This is a genomic window from Massilia sp. YIM B02769, from assembly GCF_030411995.1.
Lineage (GTDB): Bacteria > Pseudomonadota > Gammaproteobacteria > Burkholderiales > Burkholderiaceae_D > Telluria.
The window spans coordinates 128,394-149,623 of sequence record NZ_JASNRC010000004.1 but is presented as its reverse complement, the minus strand read 5'-3'; the positions used below and the strand labels follow the sequence as shown (position 1 = coordinate 149,623).

The 21,230-nt window shown below is 67.5% G+C and carries 21 protein-coding genes; 19 read left to right on the top strand and 2 right to left on the bottom strand.

Going from position 1 to position 21,230, the window contains the following annotated elements:
- Positions 1-24: 24 nt before the first annotated feature.
- The 11 genes from fdh3B to QPK31_RS07915 all read left to right on the top strand — a co-directional run bounded on the left by fdh3B (position 25) and on the right by QPK31_RS07915 (position 9,798).
- The gene (gene fdh3B, locus QPK31_RS07965; RefSeq protein WP_290422416.1) at positions 25-696 is read left to right on the top strand and encodes a formate dehydrogenase FDH3 subunit beta; all 672 of its coding nucleotides are present in this window, start codon (positions 25-27) and stop codon (positions 694-696) included.
- Positions 693-908 carry a hypothetical protein gene (locus QPK31_RS07960; RefSeq protein WP_290422415.1) on the top strand — a complete coding sequence of 72 codons (216 nt, stop codon included), beginning with the start codon at positions 693-695 and terminating at the stop codon, positions 906-908. The genes fdh3B and QPK31_RS07960 overlap by 4 nt, the downstream gene beginning before the upstream one ends.
- A 9-nt stretch (positions 909-917) precedes the next feature.
- A complete protein-coding gene (locus tag QPK31_RS07955; protein WP_290422414.1) occupies positions 918-2,018 on the top strand; it encodes a formate dehydrogenase subunit gamma in 1,101 nt (366 codons plus the stop codon).
- Positions 2,019-2,026: 8 nt separating this feature from the next.
- Positions 2,027-2,476, top strand: a complete 450-nt coding sequence (locus QPK31_RS07950; protein WP_290422413.1) for a hypothetical protein — start codon at positions 2,027-2,029, stop codon at positions 2,474-2,476.
- Positions 2,473-3,060 carry a hypothetical protein gene (locus QPK31_RS07945; protein WP_290422412.1) on the top strand — a complete coding sequence of 196 codons (588 nt, stop codon included), beginning with the start codon at positions 2,473-2,475 and terminating at the stop codon, positions 3,058-3,060. The genes QPK31_RS07950 and QPK31_RS07945 overlap by 4 nt, the downstream gene beginning before the upstream one ends.
- Positions 3,057-3,497 carry a DUF3305 domain-containing protein gene (locus QPK31_RS07940; protein WP_290422411.1) on the top strand — a complete coding sequence of 147 codons (441 nt, stop codon included), beginning with the start codon at positions 3,057-3,059 and terminating at the stop codon, positions 3,495-3,497. Before QPK31_RS07945 ends, QPK31_RS07940 begins: the two co-directional genes overlap by 4 nt.
- Positions 3,498-3,515: 18 nt before the next feature.
- On the top strand, positions 3,516-4,169 hold the full coding sequence (locus QPK31_RS07935) for a DUF3306 domain-containing protein (RefSeq protein WP_290422410.1): 654 nt from the start codon (positions 3,516-3,518) through the stop codon (positions 4,167-4,169).
- On the top strand, positions 4,166-5,848 hold the full coding sequence (locus QPK31_RS07930) for a 4Fe-4S binding protein (protein WP_290422409.1): 1,683 nt from the start codon (positions 4,166-4,168) through the stop codon (positions 5,846-5,848). The genes QPK31_RS07935 and QPK31_RS07930 overlap by 4 nt, the downstream gene beginning before the upstream one ends.
- A gap of 371 nt (positions 5,849-6,219) precedes the next feature.
- A complete protein-coding gene (locus QPK31_RS07925; RefSeq protein WP_290422408.1) occupies positions 6,220-7,461 on the top strand; it encodes a hypothetical protein in 1,242 nt (413 codons plus the stop codon).
- 19 nt (positions 7,462-7,480) lie between these two features.
- Positions 7,481-8,017: a hypothetical protein gene (locus QPK31_RS07920; RefSeq protein ID WP_290422407.1), complete on the top strand. Its 537-nt coding sequence runs from the start codon at positions 7,481-7,483 to the stop codon at positions 8,015-8,017.
- 107 nt (positions 8,018-8,124) lie between these two features.
- Positions 8,125-9,798, top strand: coding sequence for an AMP-binding protein (locus tag QPK31_RS07915; protein ID WP_290422406.1), 1,674 nt, complete (start codon positions 8,125-8,127; stop codon positions 9,796-9,798).
- A gap of 485 nt (positions 9,799-10,283) precedes the next feature.
- Here the strand turns inward: QPK31_RS07915 and QPK31_RS07910 are convergent, their stop codons facing one another.
- On the bottom strand, positions 10,284-11,153 hold the full coding sequence (locus tag QPK31_RS07910) for an aldo/keto reductase family oxidoreductase (protein WP_290422405.1): 870 nt from the start codon (positions 11,151-11,153) through the stop codon (positions 10,284-10,286).
- 111 nt (positions 11,154-11,264) lie between these two features.
- On the opposite strand from QPK31_RS07910, the gene QPK31_RS07905 reads away from it, so the two are divergent.
- Positions 11,265-12,179: a LysR substrate-binding domain-containing protein gene (locus tag QPK31_RS07905; protein WP_290422404.1), complete on the top strand. Its 915-nt coding sequence runs from the start codon at positions 11,265-11,267 to the stop codon at positions 12,177-12,179.
- Here the strand turns inward: QPK31_RS07905 and QPK31_RS07900 are convergent.
- A complete protein-coding gene (locus tag QPK31_RS07900) occupies positions 12,174-13,061 on the bottom strand; it encodes a LysR family transcriptional regulator (protein WP_290422403.1) in 888 nt (295 codons plus the stop codon). The two genes, QPK31_RS07905 and QPK31_RS07900, sit on opposite strands and share 6 nt — an antisense overlap.
- 116 nt (positions 13,062-13,177) lie before the next feature.
- On the opposite strand from QPK31_RS07900, the gene QPK31_RS07895 reads away from it, so the two are divergent.
- The 7 genes from QPK31_RS07895 to QPK31_RS07865 all read left to right on the top strand — a co-directional run bounded on the left by QPK31_RS07895 (position 13,178) and on the right by QPK31_RS07865 (position 21,189).
- A complete protein-coding gene (locus QPK31_RS07895) occupies positions 13,178-14,047 on the top strand; it encodes an SDR family oxidoreductase (RefSeq protein WP_290422402.1) in 870 nt (289 codons plus the stop codon).
- Positions 14,048-14,072: 25 nt separating this feature from the next.
- Positions 14,073-14,552, top strand: coding sequence for an AtaL-like protein (locus QPK31_RS07890; RefSeq protein WP_290422401.1), 480 nt, complete (start codon positions 14,073-14,075; stop codon positions 14,550-14,552).
- Positions 14,553-14,741: 189 nt separating this feature from the next.
- Complete coding sequence (locus QPK31_RS07885; protein ID WP_290422400.1) at positions 14,742-15,809, top strand: OmpA family protein; 1,068 nt, start codon at positions 14,742-14,744, stop codon at positions 15,807-15,809.
- 169 nt (positions 15,810-15,978) lie between these two features.
- The gene (locus QPK31_RS07880; protein ID WP_290422399.1) at positions 15,979-16,467 is read left to right on the top strand and encodes an SET domain-containing protein; all 489 of its coding nucleotides are present in this window, start codon (positions 15,979-15,981) and stop codon (positions 16,465-16,467) included.
- A 17-nt stretch (positions 16,468-16,484) separates the two neighbouring features.
- The gene (gene pncB, locus QPK31_RS07875; RefSeq protein ID WP_290422398.1) at positions 16,485-17,690 is read left to right on the top strand and encodes a nicotinate phosphoribosyltransferase; all 1,206 of its coding nucleotides are present in this window, start codon (positions 16,485-16,487) and stop codon (positions 17,688-17,690) included.
- A complete protein-coding gene (locus tag QPK31_RS07870) occupies positions 17,687-18,253 on the top strand; it encodes a hypothetical protein (protein ID WP_290422397.1) in 567 nt (188 codons plus the stop codon). Before pncB ends, QPK31_RS07870 begins: the two co-directional genes overlap by 4 nt.
- A gap of 269 nt (positions 18,254-18,522) precedes the next feature.
- A complete protein-coding gene (locus tag QPK31_RS07865) occupies positions 18,523-21,189 on the top strand; it encodes an EAL domain-containing protein (protein ID WP_290422396.1) in 2,667 nt (888 codons plus the stop codon).
- Positions 21,190-21,230: the final 41 nt, after the last annotated feature.

The window sequence follows — 21,230 nt, the reverse complement described above, 5'->3', positions numbered from 1 at the left end:
AGAGGAGCTGATATGGCCGCGAGGATGAAATTTATTTGCGATACCGAGCGTTGCATCGACTGCAACGGCTGCGTTACCGCCTGCAAGAACGAACACGAAACACCGTGGGGCGTGAACCGCCGCCGCGTGGTCACCATCAACGACGGCGTGCCGGGCGAGCGCTCGGTGTCGATCGCCTGCATGCACTGCACCGACGCGCCTTGCCTGGCCGTGTGCCCGACCAACTGCATCTACCACACCGAGGACGGCATCGTCCTGCACAGCAAGGACCAGTGCATCGGCTGCGGCTACTGCTATTACGCCTGCCCGTTCGGCGCACCGCAGTTCCCGGAAACCGGCCTGTTCAACCACCGCGGCAAGATGGACAAGTGCACCTTCTGCGCCGGCGGTCCGGAGCCGGATACCTCGGAAGCCGAATTCAAGAAGTATGGCCGCAACCGCATCGCCGAAGGCAAGCTCCCGGCGTGTGCCGAAATGTGCGGCACCAAGGCCCTGCTCGGCGGCGAAGCCAACCTGATCGCCGACATCTACCGCCAGCGCGTGGAAACCCGTGGCTACGGCCCGGAACTGTGGGGCTGGAAGATCGCCTACGGCCGTCCGAAACGCGGCGGCGAAGTCCAGGCCAAGGGCGACCTGCCGCGCGTGAACCAGGACGTGGGCGACGCCCAGAACGGCGGCGGGAGGTTCCCGCAATGAAAAAATCCTGCTACCTGATCGCCGTGCTGCCGCTGCTGCTGACCGGTTGCCTCGAAGTCGACCAGCACCCGGAGTGGATCCGCGGCGAATACGCGGGCAAGACCGACAACCGCCATCCGCAAACGCATTTCCATAACGACCGCCTGGCCTGGTCTGCGGCGATCCAGAACCGCAACCAGAAGCAGAACGAATACAACCGCGCCAATCCCTGAGGAGCCGACATGCGAGCGAACCTGTTTGTCCTGCGCGCCATGCTGGCCCTGGTGGCGGCCCTGATGTTCGGCTCGGCCCTGGCCGCGGTGCCGAACAACCGCGCCCAGCCAGCCTACGCCGAAGAGCAGACCATGCTGCAGGTCGAGGGCGACACCCAGGCCGCCGAGCCCGGCCTCACGTCCAAGCAGTCGGGGCGGGTGCACATGGACCGCCACTACCTCGGCCAGTACGGCAGCACCGAAGCCAACGTCATCGTCCAGCGCGGCGGGAATACCTGGCGCCACCTGCGCAACGGGCCGATCGCCTCGATCGCCGGCACCCTGCTGATCGTGGTGCCGCTGCTGATCGTCCTGTTCTACAACACCGTCGGGCCGGCGCGCGAGGAACCGCGTTCCGGGCGCAAGCTGCAGCGCTTCTCGCGCTGGGACATGCAGGTGCACTGGGCCACCGCGATCAGCTTCATCCTGCTGGCGATTTCCGGCCTGATCCTCACCTTCGGCAAGAAGGTCATGCTGCCCTGGATGGGACACGATGTCTTTTCCTGGTTCGCGTACCTGTCGAAATACATCCACAACTTCATCGGACCCCTGTTCGTCCTGTGCTCGGTCGTGATGTTCTTCACTTTCCTGCGCCGTAACTTCTTACACCGCAGCGACATGGAGTGGGTAAAGCAGGGTGGGGGGCTGGTATCGCACAAGCACCCGCCGGCAGGCTACTTCAATGCCGGCGAGAAGGCCTGGTTCTGGATGGGCGTCACCCTGCTCGGGCTGGTGATGTCGATCACCGGCCTGGTGCTGAATTTCATCACCTTCGGCCAGACCCGCTACATGCTGCAGGTGGCGAACTACCTGCACATCATCGGCGCCACCCTCTATATCGTGGCGGCCATGGGCCATATCTACATCGGCACCTGGGGCACGCCGGGCGCCTACGAGGCCATGCGCCACGGCACCGTCGACGAAGCCTGGGCCAAGGCCCACCACTCGCTCTGGTACGAACAGGCCAAGCAGGGCATCGCACCGGGCGGCGCGCCGCCGCCGACGCCACCTTCGTCGTCGACGGGATCGAAGACGCAGCCGTCGCCGCCGCGGCCCGGGCCTGCACACTGAGGACTGTCATGAAGCACACGATTTATCTCACTTCCTGCGCGCTGGCGGCCTTGCTGCTGGCGGCCGGCTGCAGCCGCAACACGGCGCCGGCCAGCAACGGCGTCATCCAGACCAAGTTTCCGGGCGAGGTGACGTCCGGCGGCGGCACCAGCGGCGAAGTGATCGCACGCTCGGCCAAGCCGGTGACCGATGCCACCTACGCCGGCGGCACCCCCGGCATTGCGGGCGGCTCGGGCGGGAATACCTCGGGCGCCGAAGTCGGCGGCACCACGCGCGAAACCGGGCAGGGCCCGAACTCGGGCGTGACCGACCCGTCAGGCAAGATGGGCGCCACCCAGACGCCAACCGGCGACAACCGTCCGGCCGGCGGACCGACGGCCCAGGACCTGAACAAGGGCGCGGCCAGCAATGCCGCGCCCCAGGGGCCGGCGCCGAAGCAGATGGAGGGCAAGCAATGAAACGCACGACCTTGAGCGGGGCGCTGCTGGCCGGCCTGTTGCTGTCCCAGGGCGCCTGGGCGGCCCTGCCGAAGCCGCAGCTGACGCCCGAGCAGGCCCAGGCGGCCGCCAACAAGAAGGCCGAGGCCGACGCCAAGGCGGCCAAGGAGAAGGAACAACTGGCCGCCTCGATGGACGCCCTCAGCGCGCGCTGGCGTGCCCAGGCGCCGGCCAAGGGCTGGAAGATCAACCCGCCGACCGCCATCGCCCAGGCCCCGGCGCCCGGCATCCAGCCGCCGCAAACCCTGCCTCCGGCGAACGGCAGGCCCGGCGTGGGTTCGTCGGGCGTGACGCCGCCGAACGCCGGAGTGGCGGCGCCGGCGCCGGCCGGCGCTGCGCCCGGCACGTCGGCGGCGGCGCCGGGGCGTGGCGCCGCGCCGCTCAGCCCGCAAGCCCTGCAATCGGCCAACGTGCCGGTGAAGAGCGAAAAGCTGGGCACGGCGGCGCCGAGCAAGGACGTCAAGACGCGCCCGACCCAGTCGGTACCGCAAGGCGCTTCGCCGGCGGTCGACCGCGGCAACTCGGACCAGGTGAAGAACCGATGAAGAAAGCCGGCATGCCGATTGCGGTGATCATGCAGCGCCGCGCCGTCCAGCATATCTGGGCCGACGACGCCTGGGCGGCCGTGGGCGTGGTGCCGAACCGCGGCGACCTGCCGCCGCTGCAGGTGCTCAGCGAAACCCCGGAGCGCGATTATTACCTGGTGTCCGGGCTCGAACTCGAGCTCTACACCGACGAGCACGAGGGCTACTACGAAAACGCCATGGCGCCCGAATCGAAGGTGTTCGTGCTGTGGCGCATGGAAGAGGGGCGCGCCATGCCGGTGCGCGCCTCGGTCAGCTACGTCGAGGGCACCCGCATGTTCGACTCCGGCGAATCCGCCGACGGTGTGACCATGCCGGCCGAGATCTACGCCTGGCTGGCCAGCTACCTGCGCGACAACTACCAGCCGAAGCCGCGCCGCGGCCGCCAGCACGGCTAGCGCGGGACAGGACGAGCGATGCCCGAAGAAGGATTCCTGAAGCGCTGGTCGCGCCTGAAAGCGACCGGCAGCGAAGCGGAGGCGCCACGTCCGGCACCTGGCGCACCCGTTTCTACGCCTGTTTCTGCTCCCGTTTCCGCACCCATTACTGCACCCGTTCCCGTCCAGGCCGACGCGCCGCCACAGGACCGGCCTCTGCCGACGCTCGCAGACGCTGCGCGTCTGACCCCGGACGCCGACTTTTCCAGCTTCGTCGCAAAGGACGTCGACAAGTCGGTCCAGCGCCTGGCGCTGAAAAGGCTGTTCGCCGATCCGCATTTCCATGTGATGGATGGCCTCGACATGTACATGGACGACTACAACAAGCCGAGCCCGGTGTCGGCCGCGATGCTGGCGGCGCTCGACCATGCGCGCAGTGCGCTGCGCTATCCGGATGCGGAAAAGCCGGCTGCCAAAGCGGCGCCGGCCGCCGGAGAACACGCGGTGCAGGCCGGCGCCGCGCCGGATGCGGAGACGGACAGCGGTGCCGATACCAAGCGTGTGGGCGTTGCGTCCGCCGACGCGGATAATGTATTCGATACCGAAGTGCAAGACGCCGGCGCAATGACAGCACCCGCTTCGCACGTCTCGCTACCGGCCACACCCCAGCAATCCCTGCAAGGACAAGCATGAACATCCGATTCCTAGAAGGGCAGGCCGGCGATCCCATGCAGGAACGCCGCAATGCTCTCGCCAAGACCGCCGCCATCCTGGCGGCGGATGCCATTGGTCCGGTCGAGGCCGTCTCCTCGGTCAGCTACCGCTCGGGCGGCCGTACCCTGGTCGTCGGCAGCGCCGCCCAGGCCTTGCCCTGGGCCGATCACCTGGCCACGGCGCTGTCGGTGACGGTGCTGCTGCTCGACGGCGACGACACGCCCGTCGGGCGCGGCTACCCCGTATTCGCGGCGCGCGCCGTCGGCGTTGGCGGCTGGCTCGGCGCCTTCGAAGCGCGCTGGCAGGCGGCCGGGCAGCCGCCGCAAGCGGCCAAGTTCGACCTCGTGTTCGACCTCTGCCCCAGCCCCCTGATCGCCACCCACCAGCACCCGCACGGCTATTACGCGCCCGGCGAAGACGAGGCCGCACGCCGCGCGGCCGCCGCCGAGATCATGGAAATGACCGGCGACTTCGACAAGCCGAAATACTTCAGCTACAAGGAGCGCATCTGCGCCCACAGCCGCAACGGCCAGCAGGGCTGCAACGCCTGCGTGACCATCTGCTCGGCCCAGGCGATCGCCAGCGCCGGCGACAAGATCCGCGTCAATCCCTACCTGTGCGCCGGCTGCGGCGCCTGCACCACGGTCTGCCCGACCGGCGCCATCAGCTACGCTTTCCCTACCGCGGCCCACACGGGCAGCCGCATCAAGGCCGCCCTGAACGCCTACTTCGAGGCCGGCGGCCAGGACCCGGTGCTGCTGCTGCACAGCGAAGCCGGCCTGCCGCTGCTGGAAGCCGTGCAGGGCGAGGGCATGCTGTCCGGGCGGGTGATTCCGCTGGCGCTGCACCATACCGCATCGACCGGCATCGACGTCTGGTTCTCGGCGCTGGCCTATGGCGCGGCCGGCGTCACGGTGCTGATGACGGGCGAGGAAGCGCCGCAGTACGGCGCCGCCCTCGACCACCAGATGGGCATTGCCCACACCGTGCTCGATGGCCTGGGCTATGCCGGCCCGCACTTCCAGCTGCTGCGCGTGAATACGCCAGGGGAACTGGGCGTGGCCCTCGGCTACGCGCCGCGCGGCGAAGCCCCGGCCCGGCGCGCGACCTTCAACCTGGCCGCCGACAAGCGCAATACCCTCGATTACGCGCTGGACCACCTGCACCGCCATGCGCCCCGGCAGCCGGAGCAGGTAGCGCTGCCGACCGGCGCGCCGTTTGGCGCGATTGCCGTCGACACGAAGAAGTGCAGCCTGTGCATGGCCTGCGTCGGCGTCTGCCCGGCGTCGGCGGTGATGGACACGCCGAATTCGCCGCAGCTGCGTTTCGTCGAGCAGAACTGCGTGCAGTGCGGCCTGTGTGCGAACACCTGCCCGGAGGATGCGATCGCCCTGGTGCCGCGCATGAGCTTCGGCGAGGCGCGCCGCAAGACCGTCGTCCTGAACGAGTCCCAGCCTTTCCACTGCATCCGCTGCAGCAAGCCCTTCGGCACGCTGCACATGGTCGAGAACATGCTGTCGCGCCTGTCGCAGCACAGCGCCTTTGCCGGCAACCTGGATCGCCTGAAGATGTGCGGCGACTGCCGCGTGATCGACATGATGCAGCCGGAAGGGGAGTTCGCGGTGCAGATGCGGCGCACGCCGGTGCCGCCGAACTGACGTATCGGCGGCGCTGCATCCTGCGCCGCCTGATAGTGTTCGGAACGTTGACCGTACGGTGGGCACCCCGTGCCCACGCGAAATCTCGCCCATTGTGGGCTCGATTTGATGAGGCATTGGGCGATGGTCGAAACGTTTCGAATGAGCATTCGAGACGCCAACCATGATCATCCTGCGCAGTCCTGACTGAGCCAGCATCTCGTCGGCTTGCGCGTGGGCACAAAGTGCCCACCCTACGGTCACCGTCAACAATCTCCTTCGCGCCATGGGTATGCGATATGCACACCGCTGCTGAGCCGTGGCACAATGTGCATAATCGACAACAAATAACGACAAGCCACCACCACGGCCAGGCGCACGGAGGCAAAGGCATGACCATGATTCCCCATCTGCGCCGGCTGGCGGGTGCCATCACCTGCATGACGTCGATTTCCCACGCCTTGCCGGCAGCAGCACAGCCCGCCGTCGCCGCCGGCCGCTACCACAACCTCGGTCTGACAAGCGACGGCCGCGTACTCTGGTGGGGCACAGAGTTCGGCCACGCGAAGCGCGGGCCGCCCGTCTTCCCGCGCCCGGTGGAAGGCCTGCCACCCGCCGTGGCGGTAGCGGCGGGCTGGGAACACAGCAGCGCCATTACGCGCGACGGCAGCGTCTACGAGTGGGGCTTCAGCCCCTACCGCGTGCGCCAGGTCTACCTGCTGCAGCCCACACTGGGGCCGTGCGAGGCCGCTGCCATCCTCACCGGAGGGCATGGAAAAAATCCCTGCGCCGAAGCCGAAGCCGCACGCAAGGAACGCATGTTCGTCGAGCGTTCGATGCGCATTCCCGGCTTGCCGCCAGCGGTGGCGATTGCGGCAACCGATTCCCATAGCGCGATCGTCACCCGCGACGGGGAGGTCTATTGCTGGGGCCTGGGCGCGTTCCCGACGAAAGTTGCCGGCCTGGAGCGCATCAAGGCGATCGCGCTTGGCCAGTTCCACGGCGTGGCCTTGCGCGATGACGGCGTCGTCATTGGCTGGGGTAGTGCGTCCGCCGGTGCGATTTCGTACCAGCCCGAGCCCTCGGCGAAGCTCTGCGACAACCCGGGGCCGACGCCATTCTTCAGCGGCGCCATCGCCATCGCGGCCTTCGCCGACAGCACGTATGCCTTGCGCGCCGACGGCAGCGTGTGGGCCTGGGGCAGCAGCTGGAGCCGCGACCCGGCGACGCCGAAAGACGACAATCCCGACAACAAACCGGATGCCTTCGTTGCGCGCCGGATCGCCACGCTGGACGGGGCGACGATGCTGGGCGGCGGCCGCGCGCCTTCCGCGCTGACCCGGCAGGGCCTGGCCGTGACCTGGTTCCGCGCGCTGTTTCCCACGCCCGGCGAGCGCCGCCAGCCCAGCCTTGCCAACATCGCCTCGCTGTCCTCTTACTCCAGCATCCTGGCCCTGCGGCCTGACGGCTTCGTCTGCACGATGGGCGACAACATGTACGGGGCCACCGACCCGGGCGACAAGTCGCTCGAGGTCCAGCGCTTCATGCCGGTTCCGCTCGGCGACGGCAAGGGCGCACTGAACCTGGTCGACGCCAGCCTCCCACTGCCGGCCGATGCCTGCGCCAGCCAATAAACCAGGGATCCCGACCACGATGACGGAAACAAATCCCAAGCCGGCAGGCGCCTGGCTTTCCTGCTCGCTGCTGGCCTGCTTGCTGGCAGGACCCTGCAGCATCGCAGCCGCTTCCCCGGATCACGCCAGGCTGCGCTTCCTGTCCTGCGACATGCCAAACCCGGCGCCAGAGGCGTACAAGGAGGCGGTCGACTGGTTCAACCAGACTGCGGAGCCGCTCGCGCGCGACGAAGGCCAGCGCATCGCCGGTCCCGTCACGCTGGGCAAGGCATGCCTGCGCAATGTCACGGTTGCTGGCGGCTTCGGGGTCGCCATGATCCAGGGCGACATCTGCAACAAGCGGCTGGACGATTTCACTGCGGCCCTGGCCGGCGCCGGCATCGCGCTCGACAAGGACCCGGACGCCGGCATGCCGGGGGTGGTGCTGGGCAAGGTGGGCAAGGACATGCAGTACCTGGTGACCGAAGGCAGGATGGACCCGATGACCGGGAAGGTGGCGCCGGGCGCGACGCGGTATTCCTTTACCTGCATGGCAGCCTTCGGCGGCCCACAATAGGCCCGGCGCTGCGGCCGCGCAACCGTGGCACAATGTACGCAAACAGACAATAAAAACGCATCACCGGGCCAAGACCCGTTTATCGACATCAGCGTACAGGAGACAAGATGACCCCTTACCAGCGTTTCGCGCAGGCGCGCGATTTCCTGCAGCAGCACCGCACCGACTACGACACCGCCTACGCCGGCTACCAGCCACCCCAGTTCGACAACTTCAACTGGGCCCTCGACTTCTTCGACCAGGAAGCCAGGGACAACCTGACCCCCGCGCTGTGGGTGGTGGAAGAAGACGGCAGCGAGCAGAAGATCTCCTACGCCGACATGGCCGCGCGATCGAGCCAGGTGGCGCAGTACCTGGAAGACTGCGGCGTCAGGCGCGGCGACCGCGTGCTGCTGATGCTGCCGAACCGCGTCGAGCTCTGGGAGATCATGCTGGCCGGGATCAAGCTCGGCGCCGTGCTGGTGCCGACCACGATGCTGGTCTCGACCGCCGACCTGCAGGACCGCATGGAGCGCGGACAAGTGAAGCACGTGATCGCGCAGGTCTCGGAGGCCCACAAGTTCGAAAGCATCAACGGCAACTTCACGCGCATCGCGGTGGGCGGCAGCATCGACGGCTGGCGCGACTTTTCCGAGTGCCGCCAGGTGCTGAGCGTGTTCGCGCCGAAAGGCGTCACCCGCGCCGGCGACCCGCTGCTGCTGTACTTCACCTCCGGCACCACGGCGCGCCCAAAACTCGTGCTGCACAGCCACCAGAGCTACCCGGCCGGCCACCTGTCGACCATGTACTGGATCGGCCTGGAAAAGGGCGGCGTGCACTGGAACATCAGCTCGCCCGGCTGGGCCAAGCACGCCTGGAGCTGCTTCTTCGCACCATGGAACGCCGGCGCCACCGTCTTCATCTACAACTACGAGCGCTTCAGTGCCAAGGCCGCGCTGGAAACCGTGCAGCGCTGCGGCGTGACCTCGCTGTGCGCGCCGCCGACCGTCTGGCGCATGCTGATCAAGGAAGACCTGAGCCAGTGGCAGCCGCCGCTGCGCGAACTGGTCGGCGCCGGCGAACCGCTGAACCCGGAGGTGATCGAGCAGGTCGAACGCGCCTGGGGCATCCGCATCCGCGACGGCTTCGGCCAGACCGAGACCACCGCGCAGATCGGCAATCCGCCGGGCCAGCTGGTGAAACCGGGTTCCATGGGCCGGCCGCTGCCGGGCTACCGCATTGCGCTGCTGGACCTCGACGACCAGCCCGCGCAAGAGGGCGAGATCGCGGTACAGCTGGATGCCAGGCCGATCGCGCTCATGCTCGGCTACGAGGGCGACGACGAGAAGACGGCGGAAGTGATGCGCGCCGGCTTCTACCACACCGGCGATACGGCGACCGTCGACGAAGACGGCTATTACTTCTACGTCGGCCGTAACGACGACGTCTTCAAGTCGTCCGACTACCGCATCAGCCCTTTCGAACTGGAGAGCGTGCTGATCGAGCACGAGCAGGTGCTGGAAGCGGCCATCGTGCCGAGCCCCGATCCGGTGCGGCTGTCGGTGCCGAAGGCCTTCATCACGCTGCGCCAGGGCGTGGAACCGTCGCGCGAACTGGCGCGCGAGATCTTCGCCTTTGCGCGCGAACGGCTGGCGCCGTACAAGCGGATACGCCGCATCGAGTTCCGCGAGCTGCCGAAGACGATCTCGGGCAAGATCCGCCGCGTGGAGTTGCGCAAGGCCGAAGCGGCGCGCGACGATACGACGGCCGGCATGGAGTTTCGCGAAGAGGACGTCGGCTGATCGTGCGGTGATGTGGTGGGTTCGAGAACCCACCCTACGTCTACCAGCTGGTTCGCTGTAGGGTGGGTTCTTGAACCCACCAGTACGGCCGACGAAGGGGGCAGGTCCGCGTGCGGCTCGAACCCACCATGCCGGCGCGTACTTTATCGACACGTGCCGAGGATGATCATGCGTTGATGTGGTGGGTTCTCGAACCCACCAATACGGCCGGCGAAGCAGGCGGAAGCAGCGTTCATTCGATCCCTTCCCACCACGGCGTGAACGCCGGCGCCGCATCCTCCAGGCGCACCGGTTCGCCGATGCGCGGCGTCAGCAGGCAGAAGGGCCTGCCCTCGCTGGCGGCCAGCGCCCGTTCGAAGGGTTCGTCCCAGGCGTGGCCGCTGAGCAGGGTGCGCGCGCCCAGGATTTCGACGGCACGCGGCTTCCTTTGGCGTCATGTGGATATTGGCCCAGCGCGCGTTGTATTGCCCGCGCCGGTGCAGTGCTTATGCCGTGCCGATGCGCTCCAGGCTGGCCAGCGCCTCGTCCGGCAGTACCAGGTCGGCCGCCGCCAGGTTCTCGCGCACATGCTTTACCGACGAGGTACCCGGGATCAGCAGGATGTTCGGCGAACGGCGCAGCAGCCAGGCGATCGCCATCGCCATCGGCGTCGCGCCCAGGTCCCTGGCGACGCTCGACAGGGCATCGGATTGCAGCGGCGAGAAGCCGCCCAGCGGAAAGAAGGGCACATACGGAATACCGTCGCGCGCCAGGGCATCGATCAGCGCATCGTCCTGGCGGTGCACCAGGTTGTACATGTTCTGCACGCAGGCGATCGGCAGCAGGCGGCGCGCTTCCTCGACCTGGCGCGGCGTGACGTTGCTGATGCCGACGTGGCGGATCAATCCCTGCTGGCGCAATTCGGCCAGCACGCTAAGGGGTTCTTCGAGCGAGCCCTCGGCCGGACCGTGGACGTCGAACATGGCGCGCAGGTTGACCACGTCGAGCACGTCCAGCCCCAGGTTGCGCAGGTTGTCGTGCACGGCCTGGCGCAGTGCTTCTTTCGAAAACGCCGGCAGCCAGGCGCCCTGGGCATCGCGGCGCGCGCCGATCTTGGTGACGATGGTCAGGTCGTCGGCGTAGGGATGCAGCGCCTCGCGGATCAGTTCATTGGTGATGTGCGGGCCATAGAAATCCGAGGTGTCGATGTGGTTCACGCCCAGCGCCACGGCCTCGCGCAGCACGGCCAGGGCGGCGCTGCGGTCGCGCGGCGGGCCGAACACGCCGGGGCCGGCCAGCTGCATGGCGCCGTAGCCGAGGCGGCGCACGCTGCGCTCGCCGAGTTGATACCTGCCTGCCTTGTCGATGCTGTTCATGGTGTGCTCCGGTTCGTTGTTGGTGTAGCCACGATAAATCCGGAACACTCGCATGACAATCCGGTATAGTCAGGATGGGTTGTACGTAAAAACGAACAATAAGGATGCGCGATGAAAGCCGATCTCGGTGACCTGTCCGCCTTTGTCGCGGTGGCGCGTGCCAAAGGCTTTCGCGACGCGGCGCGCGCTACCAGCAGCAGCGCCTCGGGATTGAGCGATGCGGTGCGCCGCCTGGAAAACCGGCTCGGCGTGCGCTTGCTGAACCGCACCACGCGCAGCGTCGTGCCGACCGAGGCGGGCCTGAGCCTGCTGGCGCGCCTGGAGCCGGTGCTGAGCGAAGTCGAGAGCGCGCTCGACGTCGTCAACGGCTTTCGCGACACGCCCACCGGCACCCTGCGCCTGAACGTGCCGGTGAGCGCGGCGCGGCTGGTGCTGCCGTCGATCGTGCCGCGCTTCCTGGCGGCCTACCCGGAAATCCGCCTGGAAGTGATCGCCGACGAGAGCTTCGTCGACGTGCTGGCTGCCGGCTGCGACGCCGGCATCCGGTATGAGGAAAGGCTGGAACAGGACATGGTCGCCGTGCCGATCGGCCCGCGCGTGCAGCGCATGGCGGCGGCGGCCGCGCCGGACTACCTGGCGCGGCGCGGCCGGCCTGCGCATCCGCGCGAGCTGCTGGATCACACCTGCATGCGTGCACGCTTTGCCAGTGGCGCCATGATCCGCTGGAGCTTCGAGCAGGGCGGGGAGACGGTGACCATCGACCCCGCCGGACAGCTGCTGGTGCAGGTGGGCGGCGCCATCGACCTGACGGTGGATGCGGCGCTGGCCGGCAGCGGCATCGTCTACCTGTTCGAGGACTGGCTGCGGCCCCACATCGAAAGCGGTCGGCTGGAACCCGTGCTGGAACCCTGGTGGCCGCAGTTCTCCGGCCCCTTTCTCTACTATCCCGGGCGGCGCCTGCTGCCGGCGCCGCTGCGCGCCTTTGTCGACTTCATCCGCGCCGACGCCGCCCGGCCGGCGTCATGAGCGCGCGATATGGGCCGCCAGTTCTTCCGGCGCCCCTTGCGGGAAGGCCGCCTTCAAGTGGTCGAGGAAGGCGGACACGCGCGTGCTGAGCAGGCGGCGCGACGGATACAGCGCCCAGATGGCGATCTCGGGCGCATCCAGGTCGCCCCAATGCGCCAAGCTGCCTTCGCTAATATCGTAACTAACCAACGAGACCGGCAGGCAGGCCACCCCAACCCCGGCGAGCACGGCGTCGCGGACCATGATGAGTGAGGACAGGCGCAGCACGGGGTCGATGGCGAGCTGTGCGCCGGCTTCCTTCAGGGGCCAGGATGCGCCGCTTGCGGCGCCGCGCACGACCGCCGGAACGGGCGTGCCGTCCTGCGGCCGCGCCAGCGCCGGCGGCGCCACCACGGCCAGGCGGTCGTGCAGCAGGATGCGGCCGACCAGGTTCGCGTCCGGCGCCGGATTCACGCGGATCGCCAGGTCGTAGCCTTCCTCGACCATGTCCACAGCCCGGTCCTCGGTCGTCACTTCCAGCCGCACTTCCGGATAAGCCAGGGCGAAGGAGGCGGCCAGCTTGCCCATCGCGGTTTGCGAGAACAACAGTGGGGCGCTGACGCGCAGCCGCCCGCGCGGCGCGGCGCCGCCCGAGGCCACTTCGGCGGCGGCTTCGTCGATCTCGGTGAGCAGGGCGCCGGTGCGCTCGTACAGCGCCTGTCCCTCCTGGGTCAGCTTCAGGACCCGCGCGCCGCGTTCCAGCAGGCGCACGCCGAGGCTGCCTTCGAGTTCGGCGACGCGGCGCGACAATGTGGCTTTCGGCCGACCGCTGGCGCGGGCGGCACGGCCGAAGCCGCCATGACGGGCAACGAGGTTGAAATCGGCAAGAGCAAGCAAGTCCATATGTTCCACCAGTGAGACAGGATGTCCAATTCTACCGTCTATCGTTACGTCAGTGGGACGCCTAGTATGGGAAGCGTCAACCGACACTTTTTAACCCATCTCAAGGAGTACAGACCATGACCATTCTCGTTACCGGCGCCACCGGCAATATCGGCCGCAAGGTCGTCGACCAACTCGTCGCCCGCGGCATCCATCCCCGCGCCCTGGTGCGTGATCCAGCCAGGGCCAGCTTCCCGGCCGGCGTCGAGGTCGTCCAGGGCGACCTGCTCGATGTCGATTCCCTGCGCGGCGCCTTCACGGGCGTCTCGACCCTGTTCCTGCTGAACGCCGTCGCGCCCGACGAGTTCACCCAGGCGCTCGTCGCGCTGAACCTGGCCCGCGCAGCCGGCGTCCAGCACGTGGTCTACCTGTCGGTGATTGGCAGCGACGTGTATGTCAACGTACCGCACTTCGCCGGCAAATATGGCATCGAGCGCATGATCGAGGCCATGGGCTTCTCGGCCACCATCCTGCGTCCGGCCTACTTCATCGACAACGACGTCACGATCAAGGACGTGGTGGTCAACCACGGCGTCTACCCGATGCCGATCGGTTCGAAAGGACTGGCCATGGTCGATACGCGCGACATCGCCGAGATCGCGGCCATCGAGCTGGTGCGCCGCGACCGCGCCGCCGGCCCGCTGCCGCTCGAACGCATCAACCTGGTCGGCCCGGACACGCTCACCGGCGCGAGTGTCGCCGCCATCTGGACCGATGTGCTGGGGCGTCCGGTCGCCTACGCCGGCGACGATAGCGCCGGCTTCGAACAGAACCTGCGCGGGTTCATGCCATCGTGGATGGCCTACGACATGCGCCTGATGGCCGAGCGCTTCGTCAGCGACGGCATGGTGCCGCAGGCTGGCGACGTGGAACGCCTGACGGACATGCTGGGACGGCCGCTGCATACCTACCGCGCATTCGCCGCCGGCATGGCCGCCGCTGCCTGAACACCTTCGTACAAAGGAGAACACCATGATCTATTCGACCGCCACCGTCGCCGTGAATCCGGACGGCGAGCATCCCCTGACCCGGCAGCAGGCCTGGGCCGGCCTGGTACGCAAGGCGCGCGACGCCCGGCTGTTCCTGCCGCCTGGCCTGTGCACGCGTTGCGAGGTCGTGGAAGAGGGCGCCGGCCACATCGTGCGCGAGGCCACCATCGGCGGACAGGAGCTGCGCGAAATCATCAGCTTCGACGATGCGCAAAAAGTCTCGTTCTTCCAGGCGGGCGGCCCGCGCGAAGGCGTGATCGTCAACGAGCTGTTCGAAGACGCCGGCGGCGCGCTGCAGTTGCGGTTCTACTGCTATCTCGGCCTGCGCGGCAAGACACCGGGCGGCGCGGAAGAACAGGCGGAGCAGGCGCTGATGGACAGCGAGAATGGTTACAGGAGTGCCTTGCTGTCGACGCTGGGTCGCACCCGCGCGCTGGTGGCGCAAGGACGGCTACCCGTGTGACGCGCGGCCGGCTCCCGACAAGCGGCCGGCCGCATGCCCTGTCCCGGCGGCCTGTCATCAGGCGCGCCAGGCATGTCTTTCGGCTGGTCGTTGGGTCGCACGTACGGCGCGCCGATGCACTCGCCAAATGTGCCCCCAACTCTGCTATTCTGGCGTTCCTGTTAACTTTTTTATACCGAACAAACCGCCATGAAGCGTCTCTCGATTCTTGCCTTGCCCTTGATGATCGCCGCCACCCTGACGGCTTGCAAACGCCACCAGAACGACGCCCAGGACGCCGCCAATCAGGCGCCTGCGGCCACGACGCAGGCGGCAGAGACGCCAGGCGCGGCGCCGGCGCCTGCCGAAGCGGCGCCCGCCACGGCGGCGGCCAAGCCCTTCGACCTGCAATCGGTCCCGGTGACGACCAAGGAACTGCCGCCTTTCCCGTATGTCGCCATGCCTGCGGAGCTGAAACCAAATGATGTGATCGTGGACAGCGATCTCGATTTCGATCGTGCCTATGTGATCGCCGGCGAAGAACTGCGCCGGGTCGAAGGCAAGGTCATGCGCCGAAAATTTTCGCTGAGCGACATGAAGTGGTCCGAGCTGGCCGCACACCGCAACTATGAAACGGCCCTGAAATCGCTCGGTGCAACGCGGGTCGACACCGTCCATCCGAGGGACGAGAAGTTCATCGAGCGCAATGGCGGGAGTTACCAGGCCGTGTACGGCAAGATGAACCTTCCCTATATCGATGCGGGCACGGACGCAGATGCGCCTAATTTCGAGCAATGGCTGATCCGCACGCCGCAGACGAACATCTGGTTCACGCTCTATGTTCACGGCGGCGAGGTCGGCGTCGTGACCGTCGAAGAAAAGGCAATGCAACAGCAGGTGCAGGCCTTGCCCGCCGCCCAGCTCTCCAGCGCCCTGAAGAAGGACGGCCACGTCGCGCTTTACCTGAACTTCGATACCGATAGCCAGGTCATGCGCCAGGAAAGCCAGCCGGCGGTGGACGAGATCGTCAAACTGATGCAAGGCGAGCCTGGCCTGAAGCTGCGTGTCGAAGGCCATACCGATGCCACCGGGGATGCGGCCCACAACCGCAAGCTCTCGCAGGCGCGCGCCGAATCGGTGGTCCAGGCGATCACCGCGAAGCACATCGCCGGCGACCGCCTGAGCGCCGTCGGCAAGGGCCCGGACCAGCCGCTGGCCGACAACACGACCGAAGAAGGCAAGGCGAAGAACCGCCGCGTCGAACTCGTGCGCGTTTGACCGCACGCCGCGCCGCCGCCGCGGCGCAGTCCGTGGCGGCGTCTTCCCGGGCGCCTGATGGTTGGACACCGCCTGCCTGCGGCTCGAGTGTGCGGCACGGATTCGAAACCCGTACAATAATACTAACAATGTTGTTCGTACACGTTGCTGTCCTATTCACACCTCCCACATGCCGACCACATCCGCAGCCAAGGCCGATCCAGCCTATGAAGTGAAGCAGTCCCCCATCCACGGCAACGGCGTCTTTGCCCGCCGCCACATCGAGCCGGGCGAGCGCATCGTCGAATACAAGGGCGAGCGCATCAGCTGGGACGAAGCCACCGAGCGCGCCGCGAAAGCCGGCGGGCCGGTCAACCACACCTTCTATTTCAGCCTGGCCGACGGCCGCGTGATCGACGGCGGGCGGCGCGGCAACGAGGCGCGCTGGATCAACCATGCCTGCAGCCCGAACTGCGAAGCCTACGAGGAAGACGGGCGCGTCTACATCCATGCGCTGCATCCCATCGAGCCCGGACAGGAACTGAATTACAATTACGCCCTCATCTACGACGAGCGCCACACGCCGGCGCTGAAGAAGAAGTTCGCATGCCGTTGCGGCACACCCGGCTGCAGCGGCACCATGCTGGCGCCGAAACGCCGACAAAAAAAGAAAACCTGAAGTCCAAGGATCGCACCATGAAGCCCATCGTTCGCAGCCTGCTCGAAACCGACCTGTACAAATTCACCATGTGGCAGGCGCTGCTGCACCGGCACCCGAACGCCCACGGCGAATACGAATTCCGCTGCCGTAACGAGCCGGCCTATCCGCTGGCCGAGCTGAAGGAAGAGGTCGAGCGCGAACTCGACCACCTGTGCGAGATGCTGTTCAGCGAAGATGAGATCAATTATTTGCGCAGCCTGCGCTTCATCAAGAGCGACTTCGCCGACTTCCTCACGGTGTTCCGCTTCCAGCGCAAGTTCATCACCGTGGAAACCGATGGCCCGCACCTGCGCATCCGCGCCGTGGGGCCGGTGGTGCACGTGATGGGCTTCGAGATTTTTGTCCTCTACATCGTCAACGAGCTGTATTTCCGCCGCTTCGACAAGGAGCACGCGCTGCGCGAGGCGCGCGTGCGCCTGGCCGAGAAGATCGCGCAGTTCCGCGCGTTCGACCAGGAGCCGAAGCGCACCAACGGCTTCGCCTTCTTCGATTTCGGCGTGCGCCGCCGCTTCTCCAGCGAGTGGCAGGACGAAGTCGTCGAGACGCTGGCGCGCGAGCTGCCGCAGTTCTTCAAGGGCACCTCGAACGTCTACCTGGCGCGCAAGTACAACCTGGTGCCGATCGGGACCATGGCCCACGAATACATGCAGGCCTTTCAGTCCTTCGGCGTGCGCCTGCGCGATTTCCAGAAGGCGGCGCTGGAAGACTGGGTCCAGGAATACCGCGGCGACCTGGGTACCGCGCTCACCGACGTGGTCGGCATGGACGCCTTCCTGAACGACTTCGATCTCTACTTCGCCAAGCTGTTCGACGGCCTGCGCCACGACTCGGGCGACCCGATGGAGTGGGGCGAAAAGGCGCTGGCCCATTACGCCAGGCTGCGCATCGATGCGCGCACCAAGCGTCTGGTGTTCTCCGACGCGCTGACGGTGCCGAAGGCGCTGGCGCTGTACCGCCACTTCGCCGACCGCGTGATGCTCGGTTTCGGCATCGGCACCCAGCTCACCAACGACACGCCGTACAAGGCGCTGAACATCGTCATGAAACTGGTGCGCTGCAACGGCCAGCCGGTGGCCAAGCTGTCCGATACGCCGGGTAAATCGCAGTGCACCGACGAGACCTTCCTGGCCTATCTGCGCCAGGTGTTCAACCATCCGGAGCAGCGCGGAGGCCAGCCATGAAGCGCAGGATGGCGAAACTCGGCCTGGTCTGCGCCGCGTTGCTGGCGTTGCCTGCGGCATCGTCTTTCGCCGCCGACGACCTGGCCGGCAGCATCGAGGGTGTCTATAAGCGCCGCTTCATGAACACGATCAATGCCGGCGCCGACCGCCCGGCCGAGCGCTACCTGGCCGAGGACGTGGTCGAGATCGTGCGCCAGGATGCCGACCATGTGTACCTGCGCGCCTACCTCGAATTCGCCAATGGCCATACCTGCAGCGTCTGGGGCATCGCCGGGCGCGAGGGCGAGGACTTCGTCTACCGCCAGCAGAGCATGCCGGCCGGGGGCGAGGCGGCGTGCACGCTGAAGGTGAGCGTCCAGGGGGGCAAGATCGTGCTCGACGACCGCGATGCGGCCGGCCTGGCCACCTGCCGCGCCAAGTGCGGCGCGCGCGGCACGCTGAGCGGCTATGCCATCGAGCGCAAGGCGCGCCGCCCGATCCGCTACATGAACCGCCTGCAGGAGTCGCGCCAGTACCGCGAAGCGGTGAGCGAGTTCCAGGGCATGCAGCCGCCGCGCAGCTAGGGCAAACCTGGCTACTCGATACGGTAGGTAGTCCGTAGGGTGGACGGCTTGGCCGTCCACGCGGTGATCGTTTGCGGCTGAATCATCCGGCACGAAAACGCAGCTTCTACCGATCACCGCGTGGACGGGGAACCCGCCTTTCGCGGCCCGGTCCACCCTACGACTTGGTAGAGCGTCATCAAGCGGTCATATTGACGGCTTAAGCTGCGCTGCCCGCCATGGCGGCCGACAGGCCAGCGGGTACGACACCCGCAGCCTCTTGACCGCGCATGAAGATACCAGCCGCTTCCAGCCCATCCCGCACCAACACCCTCCTGGCCATCGTCTGGCCCGTCCTCGCCGTCCTCTGCGCCGCCGCACTCTGGGCCGTGACCATCCTGCGCGCCGACGGCGACGCCGAGCGTGCGCGCCTGCTGCTGCTGAAGGAAGCCGATACCTACGCCCAGGCCTACGAGCAGTACGTCACGCGCTCGATCGCGCAGATGGACCAGATCACCATGCAGCTCAAGCACAGCTGGGAGCATGGCCAGCGCCAGACCCTGCTGGAAGACATGCGCGCCGACGGCATGTTCACCGACCACGCCTTTGTCTCGGTCGCCATCGTCGGCGCCGACGGCAAGGTGCGCTCCAGCACGCGCCGCAACGGCCTGCCCGAGGACCTGCTGGACGCCGCCTTCTTCACCCGGCACAAGAACAGCAATTCGAGCGCGCTGCGGGTTGACATCGCCCCGGCCGGCTTCGACGCCACGCGCGAAGTGGTGCTGTTCACGCGCCGCCTCGACCGGCTTGATGAGGAATTCGATGGGATCGTGGTGATGGCGGTCGATGCCGCCTATTTCACTTCCTTCGTCGGCCAGTCGACCCTCGGCGCCGATGGCCTGCTGGCGATGGCCGACACCGATGGCCGCTTCTGGATCGAGCAGGCGGGCGACGAGACCGGGCGTCCCGGCGGCCCGCGCACCCTGAACAAGACCAGCCTGGGCGCGCACCGGGACGGCCCGCGCCTGGTGGGCCATGAAGGCTTCGGCGACGGCGTCGCGCGTGCCATGGGCTGGCGCGATTCGGCCGTGTATCCGGTGGTGGCGATGGTGGCGCTGTCGCAGCGCGACGGCAGCGCCGCCGCCCAGCTGTACTGGGAAGAGAGCCGCGACCGCGCCGTGGCCGGCAGCATCGCGCTGGCGCTGATGGCCGGCCTGGCCAGCCTGCTGTCGCTGCGCGCGGCCAGCCGGGCGCGCGAGCACGAAGCGGTGCGCCTGGCCTACCGCACCGCCACCGAAAGCGCCAACGACGGCTTCTACATGGCCGCGCCGGTGCGCGACCGCAAGGGCCAGATCGTCGACTTCCGCATCGTCGACTGCAACGAGCGCGGCGCGTCCTTCTACGGCATGACGCGGCGCGACCTGGTCGGGCGCGCGGTATCGACCATGGACCGCGGCGTCTCCGGCGACGAGATCGTGGCCACCTACCGCACCGCGATGGCGACCGGCTTCTACGAGGAAGACCGGCGCATGCCGGCGGACACGCGCCTGGCATTCGCCTGGGGCCGGCGCCGCCTGGTGCGCGTGGGCGACGGCCTGGCGGTGACGCTGCAGGACATCAGCGAGCGCAAGAAGTACGAAACCGAGATGGAGCGCCTGGCGAACCAGGATTCGCTCACCGGCCTGCGCAACCGCAGCTGGCTGCTGAACCACGTGCCGACCCTGCTCGACGCCGCCGCGCACGAAGGCGGGCTGGCGCTGCTGTTCGTCGACCTCGACGAATTCAAGCAGGTGAACGACACCCACGGCCACGCGGTCGGCGACGGCTTGCTGACGGCGGCGGCGCGCCGCCTGGGAGCGCTGCTGCGTCCGGGCGACGAAGTCGTGCGCTTCGGCGGCGACGAGTTCGTGGTGCTGATGCGGCCGGCGCGCGATGCCTTCCAGGTGGCCGCCGTGGCCGAGCGCATCGTCGCCGCCTTTGCGCGTCCGTTCGCGCTGGGGGAAGGGCTGCAGGCCAGTGTCGGCGCCTCGATCGGGATCGCCATGTTCCCGCGCGACGGCCAGGATGCCGGCACCCTGATCCGGCACGCCGACATCGCCATGTACGCGGCCAAGCACGACGGCAAATGCCAACACCGCTTCTACGACGAGAAGCTCTCGGGCGGCATCCAGAAGCGCGCGCGCCTGAAGCAGGAACTGATCGAGGCGATCGCACAGGAGCAGTTCGTGCTGCACTACCAGCCACGCGTCGACCCGGCGTCAAACCGCCTGCTCAGCATGGAAGCGCTGCTGCGCTGGCGCCATCCCGAGCAGGGCATGGTGGCGCCGGGCGAGTTCATTCCGTTTGCCGAAGCCAGCGGCCTGATCGTGCCGATCGGCGACCTGGTCATCGAAGCGGCCTGCGCCCAGCTGGCGGCCTGGGAGCGCGAAGGCGCGCTGCTGGTGCCGGTGTCGATCAACGTCTCGGCGCGCCAGTTCGAGCGCGGCGGCGTCAAGACCCGCATCGAGGAAGCCCTCGCGCGCCACGGCGTGCCGGCGGCGCTGCTCGAAGTCGAGATCACCGAGTCGGCCATGATGGGCGACCGCGACGAGATCCTGGCCGAGCTGGCGGCCCTGCGCGCGCTCGGCGTCAAGCTGCACATCGACGACTTCGGCACCGGTTACTCCTCGCTGTCGCAGCTGCGCACCCTGCGCATGGATGTGCTGAAGGTCGACCGCGCCTTTACGGCGGAACTCGACGGCGGCGGAGAGGGGCGGGTGTTCTTCGAAGCGATCGTCTCGATGGCGCATGCGCTGGGCATGGCGGTGGTGGCCGAAGGCGTGGAGACGGCGGCCCAGCTGCAGGTGTTGCGCGAACTCGGCTGCAACGAGGTGCAGGGCTACTTCATCTCGCGTCCGCTCGCCGCCGAAGACCTGGCCGAACGCTACCTGGCGCTGCCGCAAGCCGCCTGCGCCTGATTCGTCCGGCCGGTTCGGACTTTGCCCGATATACTGCATTG